The 21494-nt window shown below is 71.9% G+C and carries 19 protein-coding genes; 8 read left to right on the top strand and 11 right to left on the bottom strand.

Going from position 1 to position 21494, the window contains the following annotated elements:
* Positions 1-60: 60 nt before the first annotated feature.
* The 4 genes from ACVMYR_RS05555 to ACVMYR_RS05540 all read right to left on the bottom strand — a co-directional run bounded on the left by ACVMYR_RS05555 (position 61) and on the right by ACVMYR_RS05540 (position 4055).
* Positions 61-558 (bottom strand): YcxB family protein, encoded by a 498-nt coding sequence (locus tag ACVMYR_RS05555; RefSeq protein ID WP_077935151.1) that lies wholly within the window; start codon positions 556-558, stop codon positions 61-63.
* 28 nt (positions 559-586) lie between these two features.
* The gene (locus ACVMYR_RS05550) at positions 587-1360 is read right to left on the bottom strand and encodes a hypothetical protein (protein ID WP_198956380.1); all 774 of its coding nucleotides are present in this window, start codon (positions 1358-1360) and stop codon (positions 587-589) included.
* Between the two features lie 361 nt (positions 1361-1721).
* Entirely contained in the window at positions 1722-2525 is an 804-nt protein-coding gene (locus ACVMYR_RS05545; RefSeq protein ID WP_077935153.1) for a PrsW family intramembrane metalloprotease, read from the bottom strand.
* A gap of 87 nt (positions 2526-2612) precedes the next feature.
* The gene (locus ACVMYR_RS05540; protein ID WP_457121233.1) at positions 2613-4055 is read right to left on the bottom strand and encodes an RICIN domain-containing protein; all 1443 of its coding nucleotides are present in this window, start codon (positions 4053-4055) and stop codon (positions 2613-2615) included.
* Positions 4056-4766: 711 nt separating this feature from the next.
* On the opposite strand from ACVMYR_RS05540, the gene ACVMYR_RS05535 reads away from it, so the two are divergent.
* Together ACVMYR_RS05535 and ACVMYR_RS05530 are read left to right on the top strand one after the other, a co-directional pair.
* Complete coding sequence (locus tag ACVMYR_RS05535; RefSeq protein ID WP_396792000.1) at positions 4767-6194, top strand: extracellular solute-binding protein; 1428 nt, start codon at positions 4767-4769, stop codon at positions 6192-6194.
* The gene (locus ACVMYR_RS05530) at positions 6191-8227 is read left to right on the top strand and encodes an ABC transporter permease (protein WP_457121232.1); all 2037 of its coding nucleotides are present in this window, start codon (positions 6191-6193) and stop codon (positions 8225-8227) included. Before ACVMYR_RS05535 ends, ACVMYR_RS05530 begins: the two co-directional genes overlap by 4 nt.
* Before the next feature lie 27 nt (positions 8228-8254).
* Here the strand turns inward: ACVMYR_RS05530 and ACVMYR_RS05525 are convergent, their stop codons facing one another.
* The gene (locus ACVMYR_RS05525) at positions 8255-8662 is read right to left on the bottom strand and encodes a nitroreductase family deazaflavin-dependent oxidoreductase (RefSeq protein ID WP_077935156.1); all 408 of its coding nucleotides are present in this window, start codon (positions 8660-8662) and stop codon (positions 8255-8257) included.
* Between the two features lie 107 nt (positions 8663-8769).
* Entirely contained in the window at positions 8770-9507 is a 738-nt protein-coding gene (locus tag ACVMYR_RS05520; RefSeq protein WP_457121231.1) for a hypothetical protein, read from the bottom strand.
* 418 nt (positions 9508-9925) lie between these two features.
* On the opposite strand from ACVMYR_RS05520, the gene ACVMYR_RS05515 reads away from it, so the two are divergent.
* Genes ACVMYR_RS05515 through ACVMYR_RS05500 form a run of 4 tightly spaced genes read left to right on the top strand, consistent with a single transcriptional unit; the run spans position 9926 to position 14280 of the window.
* Positions 9926-11224 (top strand): serine hydroxymethyltransferase, encoded by a 1299-nt coding sequence (locus ACVMYR_RS05515; protein WP_457121230.1) that lies wholly within the window; start codon positions 9926-9928, stop codon positions 11222-11224.
* 19 nt (positions 11225-11243) lie between these two features.
* On the top strand, positions 11244-12506 hold the full coding sequence (locus tag ACVMYR_RS05510) for an ATP-grasp domain-containing protein (RefSeq protein ID WP_077935158.1): 1263 nt from the start codon (positions 11244-11246) through the stop codon (positions 12504-12506).
* A 31-nt stretch (positions 12507-12537) separates the two neighbouring features.
* On the top strand, positions 12538-13788 hold the full coding sequence (locus ACVMYR_RS05505; protein ID WP_457121229.1) for an MFS transporter: 1251 nt from the start codon (positions 12538-12540) through the stop codon (positions 13786-13788).
* Positions 13789-13821: 33 nt separating this feature from the next.
* Positions 13822-14280, top strand: coding sequence for a hypothetical protein (locus tag ACVMYR_RS05500; RefSeq protein ID WP_043960794.1), 459 nt, complete (start codon positions 13822-13824; stop codon positions 14278-14280).
* Between the two features lie 69 nt (positions 14281-14349).
* On the opposite strand, the gene ACVMYR_RS05495 is transcribed toward ACVMYR_RS05500, so the two are convergent.
* Entirely contained in the window at positions 14350-14523 is a 174-nt protein-coding gene (locus ACVMYR_RS05495; RefSeq protein ID WP_077935160.1) for a putative ATP-grasp target RiPP, read from the bottom strand.
* Between the two features lie 197 nt (positions 14524-14720).
* Here ACVMYR_RS05495 and ACVMYR_RS05490 point away from each other — a divergent pair, with 197 nt between their 5' ends.
* Together ACVMYR_RS05490 and ACVMYR_RS05485 are read left to right on the top strand one after the other, a co-directional pair.
* Positions 14721-15341, top strand: coding sequence for an acyl-CoA-like ligand-binding transcription factor (locus ACVMYR_RS05490; RefSeq protein ID WP_396792008.1), 621 nt, complete (start codon positions 14721-14723; stop codon positions 15339-15341).
* Between the two features lie 122 nt (positions 15342-15463).
* A complete protein-coding gene (locus tag ACVMYR_RS05485) occupies positions 15464-16966 on the top strand; it encodes an FAD-dependent monooxygenase (protein WP_457121228.1) in 1503 nt (500 codons plus the stop codon).
* A gap of 37 nt (positions 16967-17003) precedes the next feature.
* On the opposite strand, the gene ACVMYR_RS05480 is transcribed toward ACVMYR_RS05485, so the two are convergent.
* The 4 genes from ACVMYR_RS05480 to ACVMYR_RS05465 all read right to left on the bottom strand — a co-directional run bounded on the left by ACVMYR_RS05480 (position 17004) and on the right by ACVMYR_RS05465 (position 21472).
* Complete coding sequence (locus ACVMYR_RS05480; protein ID WP_077935163.1) at positions 17004-17486, bottom strand: hypothetical protein; 483 nt, start codon at positions 17484-17486, stop codon at positions 17004-17006.
* Positions 17483-18007 carry an RNA polymerase sigma factor gene (locus tag ACVMYR_RS05475; protein WP_396792012.1) on the bottom strand — a complete coding sequence of 175 codons (525 nt, stop codon included), beginning with the start codon at positions 18005-18007 and terminating at the stop codon, positions 17483-17485. Before ACVMYR_RS05475 ends, ACVMYR_RS05480 begins: the two co-directional genes overlap by 4 nt.
* Before the next feature lie 145 nt (positions 18008-18152).
* Entirely contained in the window at positions 18153-18590 is a 438-nt protein-coding gene (locus ACVMYR_RS05470; protein ID WP_077935168.1) for a hypothetical protein, read from the bottom strand.
* A 59-nt stretch (positions 18591-18649) separates the two neighbouring features.
* Positions 18650-21472, bottom strand: coding sequence for a CHAT domain-containing tetratricopeptide repeat protein (locus tag ACVMYR_RS05465; protein ID WP_457121227.1), 2823 nt, complete (start codon positions 21470-21472; stop codon positions 18650-18652).
* Between the last annotated feature and the right edge of the window lie 22 nt (positions 21473-21494).

Here is a 21494-nt window from a genome sequence, read left to right as displayed (position 1 = left end):
TCCCCGCTGCCCCGGGATCCGGACCGTCCTGCACCGACGGGCCCGTCGGTGCAGGACGGGTCACCGGTCCTGGAGCAGCCCGCGCGCGGTCATGAAGGTGCGCAGCGTCTCGGCGTCCTCGGCGGACATCAGGCCGCGTGGGATCACGGTCGCCGGCGTCCGGCCGACGTACACGATCCAGAACTCCGGGGTGACCCGCACCTGGTCGACCCCGTCCCACGCGATGCCGCCGGACTCCGAGCCGCTGCGCATCATGATGTTGTCGTCGGTGATGTCGTAGCCACCCTCGACGGCATAGCTGCCGGACCGCCGCCGGGCCCGCCACCGCACCCACGGCGCGTACAGCATCGACAGCAGGCCGCCCACGAGCAGCGACAGCCACAGCGACGAGAACTGCTCGCCCCGCGCGGACCCCCGCGAGACGACGAACCCGATCGCCCCGACCACGGTCAGCACCGCGCCGACCAGGCCGTACCTCCGCAGCCGGACGCTGCTGAGCGCCGCAGCCACGCGGCCCGGGTAGGCAGGGTCGGCGGGTACATCGAAGCGAATGTGCACGCCAGAACGATAGTGCTCCCGCCCGGCCTCAGCAGCCGAGCCGCTTGGTGGAGAGCGCGATGTCGTCGATCCAGAGGTCGAACTCGCCCGGCGTGGTGCCGCCCTGGTAGAGCTGCCAGCCGATCTTGACCGTGTCGACCGCCGGCAGGACGAAGGGAACGTCGTTGCCGCCGTGTTCGGTCGTGGAGGCGGTCAGCTCCGGGTTCGCCACGCCGTCGATCCACACCGCGACACGGTTGTCCGCCGGGTCGAGTTCCCACTCGAAGCACTGCCAGGTGTCCTCGGTGACCGGGGCGGACTCCCGCCAGTTGGTCCAGTCGCCGGTCGGGCCGCCGTCGGCGCCCACGCCCCAGAAGGTGCCGGGGACCGTCGGCGCGTACTGGCCGCCGACCGGGCGCACGACCTCCGAGCTGCCCGTGCCGGTCGCCTCCACCAGGGTGAAGTGCGCCCAGTCGGGGGCGGTGGGGAACGCGTCGACGCGCAGGCGCATCCGGCCGAAGAAGCGGTTACCCGGTGCGGCGAAGTCGTCGACGCGCAGGAAGGCGCGTCCGTTGTCGACGGTGTGGACGTGCAGCACCTGGTTGCCGTGGCGGGCCCGCTCGACGGCGAGCGTGCCGTTGCGCGTGTCGACGCCCCACTTCAACGTGCTGGGGCCACCGATCGGCAGCCGCTCGAAGTCTTCGCAGAAGAGCAGGTCACGGTCGCAGGACCGCGGGGAGCCGCCCGACGCGCCGGCCGGGACGCTGCCGGCCGCGCTGCCGATGATCAGGGCGGCGGTGAGCACCGCGAGGAAACTGCGCATGGTCATCCTCCATGACGTCCGGAGCCTCGGCCGTTTACGGCGGGTCGGAGGTCGCACGTCTCGGTTGTGGCGGGACGGGAAACGGACGACGGGGCACCTGCCCGTCGTCGCGGAACTGCCCGGCGATGCGGCACGCGCCCGCCGAAGCGGCGCGGTGCCGGCGCTGCGATGCTCCCGTGCTCACCGTTCCCAGCGCGGTTGCCCCCGTGCTGCGGCGATGTGATCCATTCCAGCACGCCGCACCCGTTCCGGCAATATCGACGACCGTGAGCGCCGTTTCGGCGGGCACGCGCACCGCGCACCCCCGGAGGCGGTGGGGCCGGCGAGGCTGTCGGCCGACCCCACCGGGCTCACCCGGCGGTCAGCCGTGCGCCGGCTGGGCGGAGGCGACCGCGATCCGGGCCCGGGAATCGGCCCGCCGGTACAGGTGCATCTGCAGCAGCACCCAGCCCAGCGAGACGAGACCGACGACCACGTACGCGATCTGGCTGGCGAAGGTGTCCCAGCAGGCGTGCAACGCCACGGCGGCGACGAACGTCGCCCCGAACACGATCACCCGGCGCGCGCTGGGCGCGGCGGCGAGCGCGAACAGCGCGCCTGCGGTCAGCCCGGTCCAGGACAGGTGGGCGGCGGGGGCGGTCAGCCCGCGCACGAGCAGCGTCTGCTCGACGTCGCCGAGGTTGCCCTGGGACTGGACGAGGGCGGTGAACGCGTACCCCATGGTCTCCAGGGCGGCGAACCCGGCGCCGCTGGCGACGCCGATGACCAGGCCGTTGCTGGCCGAGCGGTGTCGCCACCAGAACAGCAGGATCAGCACGGGGGCGACCAGCTTGGCGGTCTCCTCGATCAGCCCCACGAACAGCATCGGCAGGGCGCCGAGGCTGCGCAGGGTGTCGTACTCCAGCCAGCCGGCGGCGACCACGCCGATGATGCCGCCGAAGAACGCCGCCGCCGCGATCACGGACCCGGGCACCTGCCAGTGGCCCGAGCGACCCTGCGCGAACGTCAGGAACGTCGCGGGGGCGATGGAGGAGCCGAGCATGATGAGCGCCGGAACGAAGTTGATGTTCCGGGTGTCGACGAGCGTCGCCAGCACCAGCATGTACAGGGCTACGCCGAGCACGAGGACGGCTACCCACGCCCACCGGCGTCCGAACTTGGCCATGCCGGGAGTATTCCAAGGTCAGGTCGGGGCCGGAAGGTGCGCCGAGCCATCACTTCCGCGCCGCCGACGGACACGACCGGCCGGTCGTCAGACGGCCGTACGCGACCACTGCTGGTTGGTGCCGGTGTTGCACGCGTACTGCTTGAGGACCACGCCGTCCGCGGTCGACGCGGCGGGCACGTCCACGCACCTGCCGCTGTGCCGCGCCCGGAGCTGGAAGTAGCTGCCGTTGGCGACCATCTGGAACTGCTGGTTCGTGCCGCTGCCGCAGGTGTACTGGATCAGCTCGGCACCGTCGGCGGTGGATGCGCCCACCACGTCGAGGCACTTCCCGCTGTGCCGGCTGACGATGCGCCAGTAGCCGCCACCGGCGTCCTGGAACTGCCACTGCTGCCACGCGTTGCCGCCGTACGTGTACTGGCCGACGCGCGCGCCGTTGTCGGTGTTCGGCTGCTGGACGTCCATGGCCTTGCCGCTGTGGCGCACGGTGACCCGGTAGTACGTCCCCGTGGCCGGCGGAGGCGTCGTGGGTTCGCTGCCGATGGTGTCGCCCCACCCGTAGCGGATCCGGTCGGCGCCGGAGGGGTTGCGGACGGTGAGGTTGAGGTCGGTGCCGCTGCCGCCGAGCGAGTACATCGAGTACCAGTCGTAGCCGATGCTGCCGGGCTTGCCGCCGAGGGCGGGCCAGTAGGTGCCGCCCATCTGGTTGTCGCGCATGACCTGCGCCATGGCGCGGATGTAGCGGACGAAGTTGTCGGTGCTGTTGGCGTCGGCGTAGTTGCGGCCGTCGTTCATGGGCGCGCCGAACTCGGTGGCGACCGCCCGGGAGGCGCAGTTGCCGAGCCGCGCCTGGATGTGGCTCCGGAAGGCGTCGTAGGTCATCTCGCCGTAGAAGAAGGCGTAGTAGTGGAACGACAGCAGCGTCGCGTTGAAGCGGCTGTCGTTGCAGATGTCCCGCAGGTCCTGGCTGAAGCCGGTGCCGCCGATGAGCACGCGGCCGGGCACCGCCGAGTAGTGGTAGCTGAGCCAGTTGGCGGCGACGTTGCGCCACTCCGTCGAGCTGTAGCCGTGCGGCTCGTTCATCGGCTCGAAGTAGACGTTGGGGTTCGAGCCGTACGCGTTGGTCACGGTGGACCACATCGCGTTCCACGCGGTGAGGTTCGTGATCCTGCCGCCGGAGGCGGCGCCGTCCTCCCAGTAGGCAAGGATGACTTTGAAGCCGCGGGCGGTGGCGGCGTCGATGGCGCCTCGGTATGCCTCCCACCACGCCGTTCCCACCGTGTGGGTGTTGATGGGCAGCCGGATGGTGTTGACCCCCATGGTGGCGGCCATGTCGTCGTAGAGGGCGTTCGCCTTGGCCCGTACCGTCGCATTGCTGTCGGACGAACTCAGGCCCTGAACGACGAGGGGGCCGGTGCTGAAGTTGTCACCCAGCACGGCCCAGTTCATGCCCCGGAACTGACTGGTGGCGGCAACGGCCGGTGTCGACATGACGGCGACGCCGCCGACCATCGCTGCCAGCGCGGTCACCAGCGCGATCAGCAACCGACGTGCCGGCCGGCCGCTCCGCGATGGAGCCGATGCATATCCACCGGGTGGCGTGATCCTGGTCGAGAATGGGCCGGCCACGCGTGCCACTCGCCGTGGAACCACGGTCACGACGCCTCCCGGAACGCTGCAGGCAGCATGTTTTCTGGCTGTTAACTCCACGTTGCAGCCCAGTGTTAGCGATCTCATCCGGGGTGTCAAGGCATCGAGACTCCTCGCTCGATCCGGCTCCCGCCACCGCCACCGACGAGCACGAAGGCCCGCCTCGCGCGAGGCGGCCGGCCCGCGCCGCCGCAACGCAGGCCCCGCTGCCGCCGACCCAAAAAGTGATCGTTCTCAATTGCTTCACCCGCCGACCGCGACCGCGTCGGCGACCCTTGACATTGATCTTCAAAGATGCAATTCCGGGTTTCCGAAAATCGCTTGACCCCTAGGCGCGACTTTCCGAAATGTGTAAAGTGAGCGCACCGCCGGCCAGCCGACGTGTCGGGCCAGCGGCGCGTGTCCCGGAACAGGTCGGGGGAGGGCCACCGCGCACCGGGGCAACTTTTCCGATGACTGCGCGCCAGAGACCGGCTGCGACCACCCGACCGGGCAAGCACCCTCGGGTGCGGGTCGCCTGCGCCCAGAGAGGGCAGCACGCCTCTCGGCCGCCTCCGGCGTGCAGCGGCGAGGCAGAGGAGGCGACAGGCCATGGAGGACTACCCGTTACGCACCCGACGCGGCTTTCTGGGCATGGGGGTGGGACTGCTCGGCGCGGCCGGCCTGGCCGCGTGCGGGGACACCTCGTCGGCGCCCCGCGTGCAGGCCGAGGTCCCGAAGGAACTGATCGACGCTGCGGCAGCGCTGCGGGGCTCCTCGATGGGGATGCTGTCGCAGAAGCTGTACTCGGAGGCGGCGAACGCGGCGCTCGACAGCTCGATCAAGAACTTCGCCGACGCCACCGGCACGAAGATCGGCAACAGCCTGGTGCAGGCCGACGCCGGTGACGCGGTCGCCAAGATCCACGCCGAGGTCGAGGGCGGCGTGGCACGTGACCTCGCGTTCATGACCGACTCGCGGTTCGTCGCACAGTTCCAGGCGCTGGGCGACCTGGAGGACGTGACGGACGTCGTCCAGGCGCTGACGGCGAAGTACGGCGAACCCACCGCCGAGTCCAAGAACTACTGCGTCTTCGACGGCAGATGGTTCGCCATCCCCTACCACTTCATCGGGATCGGGTCGTTCCTGCGCAAGGACTGGATGCAGGACAAGGGCATCTCCCCCAAGGACGTCTACACCTGGGAGGAGCTGCGGGACGTGTGCCTGGCGATCTCCGATCCGGGCAAGCGCAGGTTCGGCTGGGGCATGACCGTGAACCGGTCCGGCGACGCCAACGGCATGATCGAGGCGTTGATCAACTCGTACGGCGGGGCGATCGCCTCCAACGACGGCAGGAAGGTCACGTTCGACTCGCCCGAGACGGTGCAGGCGGTGACCTTCCTCGCCGACATCTACACCAACCCCCGGTTCAAGCCGATGCTGCCGCCGGGCGTGGCCGCCTGGACCGACTCCAGCAACAACGAGAACTGGCTCGCCGGGATCCTCGGCTACACCCGCAACCAGTTCAGCGTCTACGCGGACTCCAAGACGAAGAAGAACCCCGTCTACGCCAACACCCACGTCTTCGCCGACTGCACCGGGCCGGCCACCGACACGTCCCTGCTGCTCGGCCAGTCCCAGAGCTTCGTCGTCTTCAAGGGCGCCAAGAACGCCGCACTCGCCAAGCTCCTGGCGCAGTACCTGATCACCGCGCCCGCGCTGCTCGGGGTGGCGAAGGAGGCACCCGGCCTGGCGCTGCCCGCCTGGGACAAGGTCTGGGACGCCGACCCTTTCTTCACCAGCGGCGACCCGGCGTTCCCCGTCATGCGCAAGATCACCCAGCAGACGCTGCCGCTGTCCACGAAGAACGGTCTGGACTTCCCGCAGAAGGCCAGCGCGGGCCAGCAGGCCGCCGTCGGGGCCTACGTCCTCACCGACATGATGCAGCAGGTCATCCAGGGCACGCCGCCGGCGCAGGCCGTGCAGGCCGCCCACGCCAAGATGGTGCAGATCTTCACCCAGCAGGGGCTGCCGCAGTGACGTCCACCCGGTCGGCATCGGCCCCGGCGGCGGCAGCGCCCCCGCCGCCGGGGTCCGGCTCCCTCACCGCCACCCAGCGACGGCTGGGCCGCGACTGGCGGCTCGCGGCGCTGTTCCTGGCGCCCACGGCCGTGCTGGTCGGCGGCCTCGTGCTCGTGCCGATCGCCTGGTCCATCGTCACCAGCGCCACGGAACGGCACGGGCAGCACAGCGTGTTCGTCGGCCTGGCCAATTACGCCGCCCTGGCCGACGACGAGCAGTTCCGCACGGGCGTGGTGAACTCGTTCGTCTTCACCGCCTACGCCGAGGTGTTCAAGGTGGTGCTGGGGCTGTCGGCCGCCCTGCTGCTGCACCAGCTGCGCCGTGGTCGGGCCGTGCTGGCCGGGCTGCTCCTGCTGCCGTGGGTGGTGCCGACGGTGGTCACCGCGTTCAGTTGGCGCGCGCTGCTCGACCCGATCTTCGGCAGCGTCAACATCCTGCTCACCGACTCGGGGATCGGGCCGCTGCTGGCCAGGGCGCACCTGGTCGAAGCCTGGCCGGCGGGCTGGCTGTCCGAGGCGTCGCTGGCCATGCCGTCGGTGATCGGAGTCAACGTGTGGAAGGGCGTGCCGTTCTTCACCGTCGCGTTCCTCGCGGGGTTGAAGGCCATCCCGGCGGACCTCTACGAGGCGGCGACCGTCGACGGTGCCTCGCCGTGGCAGCGGTTCGCCCACGTGACGCTGCCCGGGCTGCGCCACGTGATCACCGTGACGGTGACCCTGTCGTCGATCTGGACGTTCAACAACTTCGACCTCATCTGGTTGCTGACGCAGGGCGGCCCCGGAAACGCGACGGCACCGTACGTGCTGGTCGCGTACTCGAAGGCGATCCTGCAACTGCAGTACGGCGCGGGGGCGGCGGTCACGCTCGTGATGCTGCCGGTCATCGGCGGCCTGGTGTACGTGCTGGTCCGGCTGTTGCGCCGGGACGCCGGCACGGAGCCGCCCCGCCGGGCCCGCGCGGCGCGGAAGGCCCGTAGCGCGTCGACGGCCCGTACCGCGCGGAAGGCCCTGCCGTGGGCGGTCACCGCGGTGGTCGCCGGCCTGCTGGTCTGGGCGTCGCCACACATCGCCTGGAAGGCGGCGCTGCTCCTCGGCGTGCTCCTACTGGTCGCGGCGGCGGTCGGCCGGGTGGTCTCGGCGCTCGGTGCACGGGGAAGCCGCCGGTCGTCGTCGCTGGTGTCGGGGCTGGCGTCCGGTGCCGCCCTGGCCCTGTTGCTGCTCTTCGTCCTGGCCCCGCTGTACTGGATCGCCGTCACGGCCTTCAAGTCCGAGGGGCAGATCGTCATGCGCGTCCACGACCTGTGGCCGACCCCGTGGACCCTGCAGCAGTTCACCGACCTCTTCGCCACCAAGCCCTTCGGCCGCTGGTATCTCAACACGGTTCTGGTGTCCGTGGCGTCCACCGTGGTGGCGCTGGTCTGCGCCGCCCTCGCCGGCTACGCGCTGGCCCGGCTGCGGTTCCGCGGGGCGCAGGGCTTCACCGTCACGGTGCTGATCACCTACGTCATGCCGGGCGCGCTGCTGTTCATCCCGCTCTACCAGCTGCTCATCGGGGCGCGGCTCACCGACTCGTTGTGGTCCCTGGTGGTGACGTACCCGACGTTCACGCTTCCGTTCGCCACCTGGCTGCTGACCGGATACTTCGCGTCGATCCCCGTCGAGTTGGAGGAGGCCGCGCTGGTCGACGGCTGCACCCGCCTCCAGGCGTTCGGCCGGGTGGTGCTGCCCCTGGCTAAACCAGGGCTGCTGGCGGTCGCGCTGTTCACCCTGACCAACGCGTGGAACGAGTTCCTCTTCGCCTTCGTGTTCATCACGAAGGACGAGTACAAGACCCTCCCCGTCGGCATGCAGTCGATGATCACCGGGGACGTGGTGCCGCAGGGGCAGCTCGCGGCGGCGTCGCTGCTCGTCAGCATCCCCGTGGTGATCATGTACGCCTTCGGGCAGCGCTTCCTGACCGAGGGGCTCACGGCGGGCGCGGTGAAGGGCTGACCCGGCATGTCAGCACACCGCCACCGGCTATGGCGCGGGCTCCAGGACGACGACCGGGATCCGGCGGTCGGTCTTCCGCTCGTAGTCGGCGAAGCCCGGATACGCGGCCTTCTGCGCGCTCCAGATCCGCTCCCGCTCCTCCCCGGCGGCGACCCTGGCGACCAGCTCGACCGTCTCCGTGCCGATCTCGGCCCGCACCCGGGGATGGGCGAGCACGTTGTGGTACCAGTCGGGATTCGTGGGCGCGCCGGCCTTGGACGCGAACACGGCGTAGCCGCCGTCCACCTCCTGGTACATCATCGGATTCACGCGGGCCTGGCCGCTCCTGGCGCCGACGGTGTGCAACAGCAGCAGCGGCGCACCGGCGAACTGGCCGCCCACCCGTCCACCGTTGGCGCGGAACTCGGCGATGACCTTTTCGTTCCAGTCGCTCATGACCACTCCTCGCCCCGCCCGCCCCGGTCTCCTGCGCACCATCCTGCCAGCTCCGGCCGGGCACGACAGCCCAACCGGTGCGGGGCGGGGCGGGGTTCAGATCCTGCTCAGCCGACCACGGCCACCCCGGACTGGGACTCGCCGAACTCCCAGCCCGCCACCAGCTTGCGTCGACCGTCGAGGGCCGAGGTGCCGGTCGGCCACTCGTTCGCGCCCAGATAGCAGGCACCCGCGGCCCGCGACCAGAACGGCTCCAGGCAGTGCAGGCGCAGGTGGTCGCGCAGCTCCGGCGGCTCGACCCCGGCCAGCGCCTGCTCCCAGTCCTGCTCGACCCGCCGCTGGCCGTCCGGGCCGAGCTCGGCCAGCACCGGCAGGCGGTGCGTGAACGTCGCCATGCGCATGGCGTCGTGGAGGGTGCCGTCCGTGGCCAGGCGCAGCAGCGCCGAGATGCGGTAGCTCAGCCGCTGCGCCGACTCGTCCGCCAGGTCGATGCCGTGGCGGGCCAGCAGCACGCCCAGGTCGGCGCCGCGTACGAGCATGTCGGGGTCGGCCGCCCGCACGTCGGCGAGGAACGCCGCCGGCAGCACGTCGTCGGCCCACTCGACCGCGAACAGGGAGTTGGCCAGGTCGAACTCCCAGGCGAGTGCCTCATGGTCGTCGTCGAGATAGCAGGCGTCCACGTCCGGCAACGCGACCGGGGCGGACGACGCGAGGGCGGCCGGGGTGAGCCAGGGCGCCGGGAGCAGGAACTCGTCGAGGGTGTCGCCGCCGTAGTAGGCGTCGTAGGAGCCGGCGGGAAGATCGGACCGCCCGAGCAGGGCGGCGAACGCATGCGTCAGGTCCACGCCACGCAGTCTGGACCAGGGGTACGACTCCGGCGGGCCGGGCCGGCCGTCGGTGGAGTTGGCGACCGGCGCGTCGCCGTCCGGCCCGAACCGGCAATGCGCCGTCCCGCAATCACGGATTCACATTAATCCGGTAACTGCCGTCAGCCGCCCCGGTTCGACGAGCACCGCTGCGGAGGAAGCGGCAGCTCACCACCGTCCATCCTGGACGCCGGCCGATCGGGCGCGACTTAACAATCGTTAGACATCGACCCATGTGGCCTTTCCGTGAACAGGAAGAGAAGAGTATGAGCAGTGTTGACATCGACCATCGCTACTGTTTGAATTACCCCCGTCACAGGGAGAGACGCCCCTGGATTCTCGCGGACCCCGGTCAACCGATCCGCTTCAACGCATTCTCATCCGCGATGGAGGGGCGATGCCCATGCGCGCGTTCACCGAGCCGGTCGACGCATTCTTCAATGCCGGGCTCGGCGGGTCCGACCCCGGCGTGCAGGAGGCGATCAGCCGGGAGGAGGGCCGCCAGCAGCGCCAACTGGAGCTGCTCGCCCCCAAGAACTACGCCAGCATGGCCACTCGGGAAGCGTTTCGATCGATCGTTTCCTTCACCACCATCGAGGGCTACCCGGGCAAGCGGTTCCATGCCGGAATGGACAATCTCGACGTCATCGAGAACCTCGCCCGGGACCGGGCGAAAGAACTGTTCAAATGCCGGTACGCGAATGTCCAGCCACATTCCGGCACCCAGGCCAACCAGGCGGTTTTCTTCGCCCTGCTCCAGCCGGGCGACACCGTCCTCAGCATGTCGCTGGATGCGGGCGGCCACCTCAGCCACGGCCTGCGCTCGAACTTCTCCGGCCGGTATTTCCACGTGGTCAGCTATGGCATCGACCCGCAGAGCGGCCTGATCGACTACGACCAGCTCACCGCACTCGCCCGGGAGCACCGCCCGAAGCTGGTGGTCGTCGGCGGCTCGTCGTACCCGAGGGCCGTCGACTTCGCCCGGATCCGGGCCGTCTGCGACGAGATCGGGGCGTACCTGCTGGCGGACATCGCCCACTTCGCGGGCCTGGTGGCGGCGGGGGTGCACCCCTCACCCTTCCCCCACACGCACGTGGTGACCAGCACGACCAACAAGAACCTGCGCGGGCCCCGGGGCGGCCTGATCCTCACCGACGACCCCGACCTGGGCCGGCGACTGGACGCGGCGATCTTCCCGGGCGTGCAGGGCGGCCCGCTGCCCGAGTTCATCGCCGCGAAGGCGGTCGCCTTCGGCGAGGCCCTCCGACCGGACTTCCGGGAGTACGCCGAGGCGGTGCTCGCCAACGCCCGCCGGCTCGGCGCGGTCCTCGCCGACCGTGGCTACGACATCGTCACCGGCGGCACGGACACGCCGATCGTCATGGTGGACCTGCGCCGGCACGGCCTCACCGGCAACGTCGCCGAACGCAGCCTGGAGAACGCCGGCATCCCCTGCAACAAGAACCTCGTCCCCGGTGACCCGCACAAGCCGTCGGTCACCTCCGGGCTGCGCTTCGGCACCTCGGCGGTGACCACCCGGGGGCTGCGCGACGCGGAGCTGCGCGTCCTCGCCGGGCTCGTCGCCGACGTCCTCGACGGCCTGGTCAACCAGCCCGAGCACATCGCCAAGATCGAGACCGAGGTCCGGGCCCAGGTCGAGGAGCTGGCCGGCCGGTTCCCCATCCACCAGCACTGACCCACCGGAGAGTGGACCGATGGCACACATTCTCTTCGTCGACTCGAACGTGCCGGGCATCGACGCCATGCGGCGGGCCCTGTCCGCCGGGCACCGGGTCACGTTGATCACCTCGACCGACTACCGGATGTACCCGGACAACGCCGAGACCGCGGCGGTCCTGGCCGCCGTGCACCGCAGCCGCCGGATCGAGATGGCGAGCGACGTCGCGGCGCTCACCGCGACGGTCCGTGCCGTGCTGGCCGAGGAGCCGGTCGACGCGGTCATCACGCAGAACGAGTTCTGCGTGGAGGCCACCGCGCTGATGGCCCGGGAACTCGGCCTGCCGTTCACCGACACCGACGCCGTGGTCACCGCGCGGCACAAGGGACGCACCCGGGAGCGGCTCGCGGCCGCCGGGCTCGCCTCCGCCCGCTACGCGGTCTCGTCCACCGTCTCCGAAGCCGTCGAGGCGGCCGAGGCGATCGGCCTGCCGGTCATCGTGAAGCCGCCGAGCGGCGCCGACAGCATCCTCGCGTTCCGCGCCGACACGCCCGCCGAGGTGGCGGACGCGGCCCGCCGGGTGCTCGACGAGGTCGAGCGGCTCCCCCGGCTGATGCACGACCAGTTCACCCGGGGCGTGCTGGTCGAGCAGTACCTGATCGGGGACCTCGTCTCCGCCGAGCTGGGGGCCGGGAACGGGCGCTTCTACCGGTTCATGCTCTCCGGCCGCCCCCGGGCGATCACCAACGAGTGCGTGGAGATGGGCGCGTTCATGCCCGCGGACGTCACGCCCGCGACCGCCGACCGGTGTTTCGCGTACGCCGAGGAGGTCTGCCGGGCCCTCGGCCTTGACCTGGGGATCTTCCACATCGAGCTGATGGTCACCGCCGACGGGCCGGTCCTGGTCGAGGCGAACCCCCGGCTGATGGGCGGGGTGATGCCCAGCCTCTACCAGCACGTGACCGGGGTGAACATCCACGACAGCCTGCTCCGGATCCACCTGGGCCAGCCGGTCGAGGAGCCGCTGCCGGTGGCGACCTCGTGCGTGACGACCCGGAAGCTGATGCCGTTGCGGGCGGGCCGGCTCGCCGACGAGATCCCGCTGGAGTGGCTCGACCAGTACGACGACCGGGTCATCGCCTTCGACCCGTACCGGTTGACGCCCGGGGCGCAGGTCGCCGAGCTGGAGATCCTGGCGCGCTACCAGGTGCGGGGCGCGGACCTGGCCGAGGCGAGCCGGGAGGCGGACAACCTGCTGGGCCTCTTCGAGAAGAGCGTCGGCGTACCGCTGATCCGGTGACCGGCACGCCCGAGTGAGGGAAGGCGGCACGATGGAAACCCGCGACAGCCTCCGCACGCTGGCCCGGTCCCGGCCGTTCGTCGCGCTGTGGAGCAGCATGTTCGTCAGCACGATCGGGACCGGCCTGCTGCTCGTCGCGCTCTCGGTGGCGTACTACCAGCGCAGCGGGGAGGCCCTCGCCGCCGGGCTGGTCTTCGCCGCGCAGTTCCTGCCGCTGATCGTGCTGATGCCGATCGCCACCCGCCTCTGTGACCGGCTGCCGACCCGGACCCTCATGGTGCGGCTCGACCTGGTCTCGGTGGTGGTGTCGCTCGGCATCGGGGTCGTCTTCGGGGCCGCCTTCCTCCCGGTCTTCCTGCTCCTCGTCGCCCGGGGCTTCCTGGAGATGACGACGAAGTCCGCCCGGGGGGTGGCCATCAAGACATACCTCCCGGACGAACTGGTGGAGCGGGGCAACACCCTGCTGAACAGCGCGTACTTCCTGGGGTCGACGGCCGGGGGCCTGGTCGGCGGGATGGTGATCGGCCGGGTGCCGGTCGTCGTCGTGGCCGCGCTCGCCTCGGTGGGCTTCGCGGTCTCGGCGGCCTGCTGCCGGGCCCTGCCGCCCGCGCCCGCCCCGGGCAGCGGAGCCGGCGTGGCGGCCGGGGTGTGGCGTCGCTCGCTGGGGGTGCTGCGGCGGGACACGGAGCTGACCCGGGCGTTCAGCTACCTGGTCGCGACCGTGGTGCTCTTCCAGGGGGTCAACCAGATCGCCCGGGTCTGGCTCCCCCTGACCTGGCTCGGCACGCCGGCCAGTGGCGCGGCCTGGCTGGAGGCGGTGAGCGTCTCCGGGATCGTCGCCGGGATGGTCCTGGTGATGGTCGGCCTGCCGGCGCGCTGGCGGCTGCCGGTCCGACTGCTCTTCGCGCTGACCGCCGGACTGATGCTGGTGCCGTTCGCCACGCACCGGACGGCGCCGGCCTTCGCCAGCTACTTCGTCTACACGATGGTCTTCGAGATCGTGTACCTGGTCTCCTTCGGCGTCGTGCTGGCCCGCACCGACCAGGGCGACCTGCCCGCCGTGATGGTCCTCTTCTACGGGGTCGCGTTCTCGGGGATGACCGTCACCGTGATCGCCGTGGGGGCGCTCACCGACCGGTACGGGCTCCCCGCCGTGCTCCTGGCGGTGGCGGTGGCCGCGCTGGCCACCGTGGTCGGGACCGAACACCGGGCCCGTCGCGCCGCAGACCAGGCGGCGGTGGTCGCGCCGCCGGCCATCCCGCAGGGCGCCCGCCCCTCCTGAAGACGCCCGCCTCTCCCGGACAGGTAGAACGCGATGAACATCCGCTTCGTGAAGCTCCAGAGCGGCACCTCCGACCACCTCGTCGTCAACGCGGTAGACGTACCGGCCCGGCACTGGGCCGGCCTGGCCCGCAACCTGTGCCAGCCCACCCGGGGTGCCGGGGCGGACGTCCTGGTCGGCATGGTCCACACCGGTCAGGGCCGGTTCGACCTCAGCTGCCTGGGCGGCGACGGGGTCACCGTGCCGGCGACCGTCTGGACCGCTGCCGCGGCGGCGGTCGCGATCCGCCGCCGGTACGGCTACCAGGCGGTCCGGCTCCGCGCCGATCACCTGGCCTTCGAGGTCTCGGTGGCGGGGCAGGACGTCCGGGTGCACCCGGGTGGGCACCAGTCGGCCCCGGACCACCCGGACGGCTGGCAGATCAGCGTCCGGTACGTGTTCGACGGGGAGATCGCGCACCACGCCCCCGCCAGCGACCTCTTCGCGGACTGACGCCTCCCCGCCGCCCGGAGCGGCCGGCGCCGGCCTGCCCGGGGAGGGCGGGTCGGCGCCGGCGGCCGATCAGAAGTCGCTGTCGGTGTCGTTCCGGCCCCCGCTGGGGATGTCGTCGATGGTCTTCGACGAACCCCCGGCGTCCCGCCTCGGCAGGCCACCCAGCATCCGGGCGAGCTGCTCGTCGGCCAGTTCCACGCCGTCGGCCGGGATGGTGTCGATCCGCACGGTCTTGCGCCTCATGTCGTACCCCTCTTCACCCTGATGGAGCGTCCGGCTGCTCAGCCGGACGGTTAGCAGTGTGTGCCGCCGGCGCGGCGTACGGACCGGGGTTCTCCCTGGTCTGGGCCCCAGTCCTGGCTGGCGGCCAGCGCCCCGACGACGAATTCCTGCGGAGCACGCATATTTGCGTCTCACGCAACTAGTGCTAGTGTGGCGGCATGACGGGGCTGCGGGAGCGCAAGAAGGCCGAGACGCGGGCGGCGCTCAGCTGGGCGGCGATCCACCTCACCGCCGAACGCGGCTACGACAACGTCCGCGTCGAGGACATCGCCGAGGCTGCCGGCGTTTCCCCGCGCACCTTCAACAACTACTTCTCCAGCAAGGCGGAGGCGATCGCCTGCCGCCACCTCGACCGCAGCCTGCGCACCGCGGCGGCGCTGCGCGAACGCCCCGCCGACGAGCCGCTCTGGGTGGCGCTCACCGCGGCCGCACTGGAACAGTTCACGCCCGGCCCCGAGGTCGAGGCGATGCCGTCCCCCGCCCATGCCCAGTGGGTGGCCGGCGTGCGGACCATGCTCGCCGAGCCCGCGCTGCAGGGCGAGCGGCTGCGCGCCGCCGCGATCGCCGAGGCCGGGCTGGCCGCCGCGGTCGCCGAGCGCACCGGCACCGACCTCGCCACCGACATGTATCCGAGGCTCGTCGCGGCCGCCGCCAGCGCCGCCGTCGGCGTCGCCATGCAGCACTACCTCGACGGCGGCGACCCGCCCACCCCGATCGAGCGCCTCATCACCGACGCCTTCGCCCAGGTCGCCGCCGGCCTCCCGGCGCCGCCCCGCTGAAGCCCGGCCCCCGCCCGGGCCACCGTCCCACCCACGCCTCAGTCGCGTCACACCTGCGCGGCGGGCCGGCAGCGCGCCGCGCCCGTCGTGGCGATGACGCACACCCTGAAGGGACCACGATCATGATCGACGTCCTCATCGCCGGGGCCGGCCCCAACGGCCTCATGCTCGCCTGCGAACTGGCCCTCGCCGGCGTCCGTCCCGTCGTCCTCGAGCGCCGTCCCACGCCCGGGGGTGAGCCCCGCGCCAACGGCCTCGTCGGTCAGGTCGTCCGCCTGCTCGACCGGCGTGGCCTCTACGCGCGGCTCAGCGGCGAGAGCCGCCCGCCGTCCCCGCAGCCGGCCTTCACCTTCGGTGCGTTCCCGTTGGATCTCACGGTCCTCGCGGACAACCCGCACTACGTGCTCGGCGTGCCGCAGGCCCAGCTGGAGGCCGCCCTCGTCGCCCGGGCCGCCGAGCTCGATGTCGACCTGCGCCGCGGCCACGAGGTCGTCGACCTCCACCAACGGCCCGACGCGGTCGAGGTCTGCCTTGCCGACGGTACGCAGCTCACCGCCCGGTTCCTCGTGGGCGCCGACGGTGGTCGCAGCACGGTGCGCCGCCTCGTCGGCATCGACTTTCCCGGCGTCACCGACGACCGGTCGGTCTCCCGTACCGCCACCGTGACCGTCCCCGCGTCCTTCCTCGACCCCGCGACCGGCGGCCTGCAGGTCCCCGGGTACGGCGTCGTGCCGCCGTTCCAGCACACCCGTACCCCGCGCGGCCTGGTCGCCTGGGCCCCCTTCCCCGGCCGCCCGGCGCTCCTGACCACGACGGAGTGGCCCGACGCGCCGACGAGCGACGACGCTCCGATGGAGCTGGCGGAGCTACGCGCCAGCGTCGCCCGGGTGCTCGGCGCGGACCTCCCCGTCGGCGCTCCCGACGGCCCCGGTCTGCTCCGGCGGCTGACCGGCCGCAACACCCGGATCGCCGCCAGCTACCGCGCCGGTCGGGTGCTCCTGGTCGGCGACGCCGCGCACGTGCACCCCGCCATCGGCGGTCCCGGCCTCAACCTGGGCCTGCAGGATGCCGTCAACCTGGGTTGGAAGCTCGCCGCCACGGTGCGCGGCTGGGCACCGCCGGGCCTGCTCGACACCTACGAGACCGAGCGCCGACCCGTCGCCGAACGGGTCGTCATGTCCACCCAGGCGCAGTCGGCGCTCATCGGCCCCGGCGACGAGATCACCGGCCTGCGGCAGCTCTTCGCCGAACTGCTCCGCCTGCCGGAGGTGACCGGGCACATCGCGGGGTTGATGTCCGGCGCGGACGTCCGCTACCCCGCCGACCCCGCCGACCCGTTGGCCGGCCGCAGCGCCCCCGACGTGGTCGTGCACGGCGACCACGGGCCGACGCGGCTCGCCGAGCTGACCCGCACCGCCCGGCCGCTGCTGCTGGACTCCACGGGGACCTACGCGGAGACCGCCGCCGGGTGGCGCGACCGGGTCGACGTGGTCACCGGCCCGCTGGAGGGCACGACCGCCACCGCCCTGCTCGTACGCCCCGACTGCTTCGTCGCCTGGTCCGCCGGCGACGCCGACACGCTGCGCGCCTCGCTCACCCGGCACTTCGGCCCTCCCTCAGCATGACGGCGCAGGAGTCAGCCGGCGGCTCCGGACGACGACGTCACGACCGCTCCCGCTGCGTCAGTTCCCGCCTGCGACGCAGCAGCGCGGCACGTCGGCGGTGCGCCCGCACGGCCAGCACCAGCGCCACCGCGACGAACAGGCCCCCGGACGCCAGCGCAAACCCCAGGCCGGCACCGCTGCGGGCCGCCGCGACGGCCGCGATCGCGGTGGTGACGACGGAGGCGGCCAGGGCGATCCAGGCGGCGACCACCTGTTCGGTGGCGAACAGCGGCACCCTGCGGGTCAGCAGCCAGCCCCCGTAGCAGGCCCAGGCCAGGCAGAACACGGTGAACAGCGCGAACGACAGGTGGGTGCGGCCCGGTAGCGGACCCGGCTCGCTCCCCCACAGCGAGGTCACGAACACCGCGCCGGCCAGTCCGGCCAGCAACGCCGTCACCGCGCGGACGCGCGTTCTCCGTGCCAGCGTCGTGTCGAGATGGTCGAGCATCTCCCGCGCCGACAGGCGTGGCTCGTCGGTCATGACCGGTACCCCTTCCCGTCCAGGTGTTCCCGCAACAGGCGACGCGCCCGGTTCAGCCTCGACTTGACCGTGCCGACCGGAACCTGGCAGATCTGCGCGCAGTCCTGCACCGACAGGTCCTCCAGGTAGTGCAGGACGAGGATCTCCCGCTCCACCACCGGCAGGCTCGTGAGCGCGTCGACGAGTTCCGCGCGGGCCGCCACAGCCTCGCCCGGATCCTCGGCGACGCTGTCGTGGTGAAGCAGCGTCGCCTGCTCTCTGGCGTACTCCGTGCGCAGGCGGTCGACCACCGAGCGTCGGGCGATGGCGAACAGCCAGGGCGTGAACCGGGCGGGTTCCCGCAGTCGTGGCAAACCACGGACGACGGCCAGCCAGATCTCCTGGCTGACGTCGTCGGCCCGGTCGGCGCCCAGCATGCGCTGGACGTATCGCCACACCGGCAAGCGCCATCGGGCCACCACCTCGGCCAACGCCGCCCGCTCGCCAAGCTGGGCGCGCACCACCAGCAGCTCATCGGTCATCTCGTCCTCCTGTCACCAGGAACAGTCGGGCGAACGGCCGATCAGGTTCACGGCCCACCCACCCGCAGCGGCAGGGCCGTGGCGGGTGCCGGCCCCCGTCGGTCGACCGCGGTGCCGGGCGGTGGGCCTCGGAAAGGACGGAGTGCTAGACGTACGCCTGCTGGAACGCGCGGCAGAAGTCCTCCTCGGTCACCATTCCCTTGCCGCCTCCGCCGACGGAATAGCCCTGCCGCGACAGGGTCTGGATCGGATCGAGCACCTCTCTGATGAAGTGCCGGGTCCACTCGCTGACGTCCTGCCTGTCGTGCAGGGAGAGTGGGGCCAGGATGGCCAGGCTTCCGCCGGGCCACCTGAGGGCGCCCCAGAGGACGCGGTAGAGACCCACGCGGCTCATGATCAGGCCATCGGTTCTGACCTCGTGGTCCTCGGCGAGGCGCGGGGCCACCGTCACCACGTCGCCGACGATCCGGTCGAGATCGCCGGAGCCCTGCACGGTGATCACGAGGCCCACCGCCTCGACGATCCTGTACAGGGTCTCCACGGGCGTGCCTTTGGCCTGGTGCGCCAGCTCGAGTGGGAACATGGGGTGAGCCACCTCCGTGGTCTGGTCGGATTGCGTACCCGTGCTGTCTCGGTCGTGGGTCATTCCTGTTGCGGGTGGCGGTTCAGCAGCGCAACCAGCGACACCGCCCCCCTGCGCAGGGGCAGCGTCGCCGACCCGGCGACGGCGATGATCTCCTCGGCGCGCGCGACGGCGTCGGCCAGAGTGGGGGGCCAGCCGCAGTCGATCCACGGCGGCGCGTCGCAGGGAGCCTCGTCGGCGGCCGACGACGGCGCCCAGGGCATGATCGGTCCGGCGGAGAGGGTCATCGACGGCAGCGGCTCCACGAACGGGGCGTCCCGGTCGGCCTCTGCCGGAAGCGCCGGAGACAGTGGGGTCGGCCCGACGCGGCGCAGCGTGCCGGCTATGCGCAGCGACTCGAGCAACTCGGCGAACTGGCGGGCGCGGCCACTGAGGCGAGCGGACTCCAGGACCTCGTAGTTGGCGTGGTCGAGGGCGGCGCGCCAGGCCGCCCGCTCGCTGACGTGCGCGAGCCGCCACGACATCGACTGCATCGCCGCCCACGCGCCGGCCAGCAGATCGAACCTCTGGCCGCTGTCACCCGGATGGGTCAGCCCTTCGTTGAACACGGCCTGGGCGTAGGCCAGCCACTGCCCCGTCCTGCGGTAGTGCTCCTGTGCCTGCCGAAAGTTCGACCGGGCTCCGCTCACGTCGCCCCGGTGCCGGGCGACGGTCCCCAGGCCGAGCCTGGCGTCGGCCGCCTCGTGCTCGTTGCCCACCGTGTGGAAGTGCTCCAGCGCGAGGCCGTACCTGAGCTGCGCCTCCGGCAGGTCGCCCGCGCGGAACGCGACGAGACCCAGGTTGTGGTTGGCGCGGGCGGCCCGCTCCGCCGACGGTTCGCCGGTCTGCCAGTGCCGCAGTGCGGAGAGCAGGTGGGCGCGGGCACGTTCGAAGGACTTGACCCCGGCCAGCGCCAGCCCGGTGTTCTGGTCGAGTTCGGCGAGCTTGCCGCCCAGTTCGCTCTCGTCGCACGTCTCCCGGTACAGGGCACCTGCCTGGTCCAGGTGTTCGAGGGCGAGGTGCGGGCGGCCGAGTTCGATCAGAACGGCACCCAGGTTCACCAGCGTGTCCGCCGCGTGGCGGCGGAAGCCACCCCTGAGCAGGGCTTCGGCGGCCGCCCGGTACTGCTCCGCGGCTACGTCGAGCTCACCGCGCTGGAAGGACACGTTGCCCAGGTTCTGCCCGACGACGGCCGTCTGCCGATCGAGGCCGAGGTCCCGGTACAGAGGCAGTGCCGTCCGGTACCGGTCGGCGGCCTCCTCCAGGTCTCCCAGGAAGTAGGCGGTGTTCCCGACGTTGGTCGTGGCGTCGGCGACGCCCTTCGGGTCGCCGCAGGCGGTGAAGGCGGCGAGGGCGACAAGATAGTGCTCGCGCGCCTCCTGCCAGTCGGCGCGGCCGAACGCCGCCACGCCCGCCGCCAGGCTGCTCTTCGCCACCTCGGCGGGGTCGCCGGCCGGCGGCTCCGGGGGGACGTCGCGACGTGGTGCCTCGGGCACCGGCCGCCGCACGACGGGCTGGTCGAGTCCTGGGATCGTGCTGACCGCGGCGTCAGGAACGTCGTAGGCCACCAGGGCCGACCACACCAACGGTGCGTGCAGGCGGCGGGCGGCGTCGCTGCTCGCGGAGCGCCAGCAGTCGAGCCGGTCACGTTGCCACGCGCCGACGGCCCCGACGGGATCGGTCGCGCCCAGTGCCGCGTCGACGGCCAGCGCGAGCGCGGTCGTGGCCGAGCCGATCGGCGCCCCGCCGGCCACCAGGCGCTCCGAACCGTCGCTCGGCAGGCTCCACCGCGTGGCGATCACGGTACGCGCGCCCGCGTTCAACGCCGCGAGGGTGAGGCCGATCTGCTCGGCGTAACCGGCGTCGTCGGACTGGCAGGCGACGAAGCCCACCCGGCGAGGGGCGGGCCACCGAGTGGGTTCCCTGAGCCACCGCCCGGCGGTGAGCCGCGAGTCCCCAATCTCCACGTCGACGGCCAGCTCCAGGCCCGCCGAGGTCGGCATCGCCGGGTCCGTGGCGGAGGCGTGGCCGACGAACACCAGGCGGGCCCACTCCTCCGCTTGGAGGGTCGCGGCCAGTTCCGTGGGCGAGCAGCCCATGGTCGCACCCGCGCCGAGCAGCGCGTCGTCGTCGCCACTGCGGCTGCGCCACGCCTCGGGCACCCCGTCGGGGTAGATGCGTCCGCCCCCGGCTCGGCTCCCGGCCGCCGTGGGATCGACGACTCGCACGGCCCGGCCGCCGCCGGCCCAGGGCGGTGCCGGCCTGGCCAGGTTGACCAGCAGGGCCGGGCTCACTCCACCGAGGACGCTGGCGCGCTCGACGAGCCGGACGTCGTGGTCGTCGTCGATGACGAGAAGCTCCCACGGCACGCTCGACAGGCCGGGGCCAGGAGCTACGACGAGCGTCGTGTCGTCCGCGTGCGACGTCCTGAGCCGATCTCGCAGCTCCTGTGGCAGCAGGATGCCACCCAGCTCGCGGCACAACGCGAGGTTGCCGGCCGGATCGACCATCGCACCGGTCCAGGCGCGTCGGGCAGCGGCGTTGAAGAGGGCGACCTTTTCACGGGAGAGTTCGATACGGCTCGCGATGGCGGACGCCACCGATGCGTCGTCGTCGCCCCGGGGAACCGCGTCCCTGATGCGGCGGTCGAGGTCGGCGAGCATCGCCCGTTCCGTTGCGACGAGGTCCGGAAGCGAAGCCGCCAGGGCGGCCAGGGGCTCGGTCAGCCGGTCGAGGTCGATCGAGCCCACGGCCAGGGGATCGGCACTGCCGGACGGGCGCACGTCCGCGCTGAGCCACCAGTGGGCGTGCTTGGCGGTCTGCCAGAAACCGAGCCACCACACGCGTCCGGATCCGGGGTAACCC

Source organism: Micromonospora sp. PTRAS2 (assembly GCF_054052245.1).
Note: the sequence above shows the minus strand (reverse complement) of the source record. Positions and strands in the feature narration are given on the sequence as shown.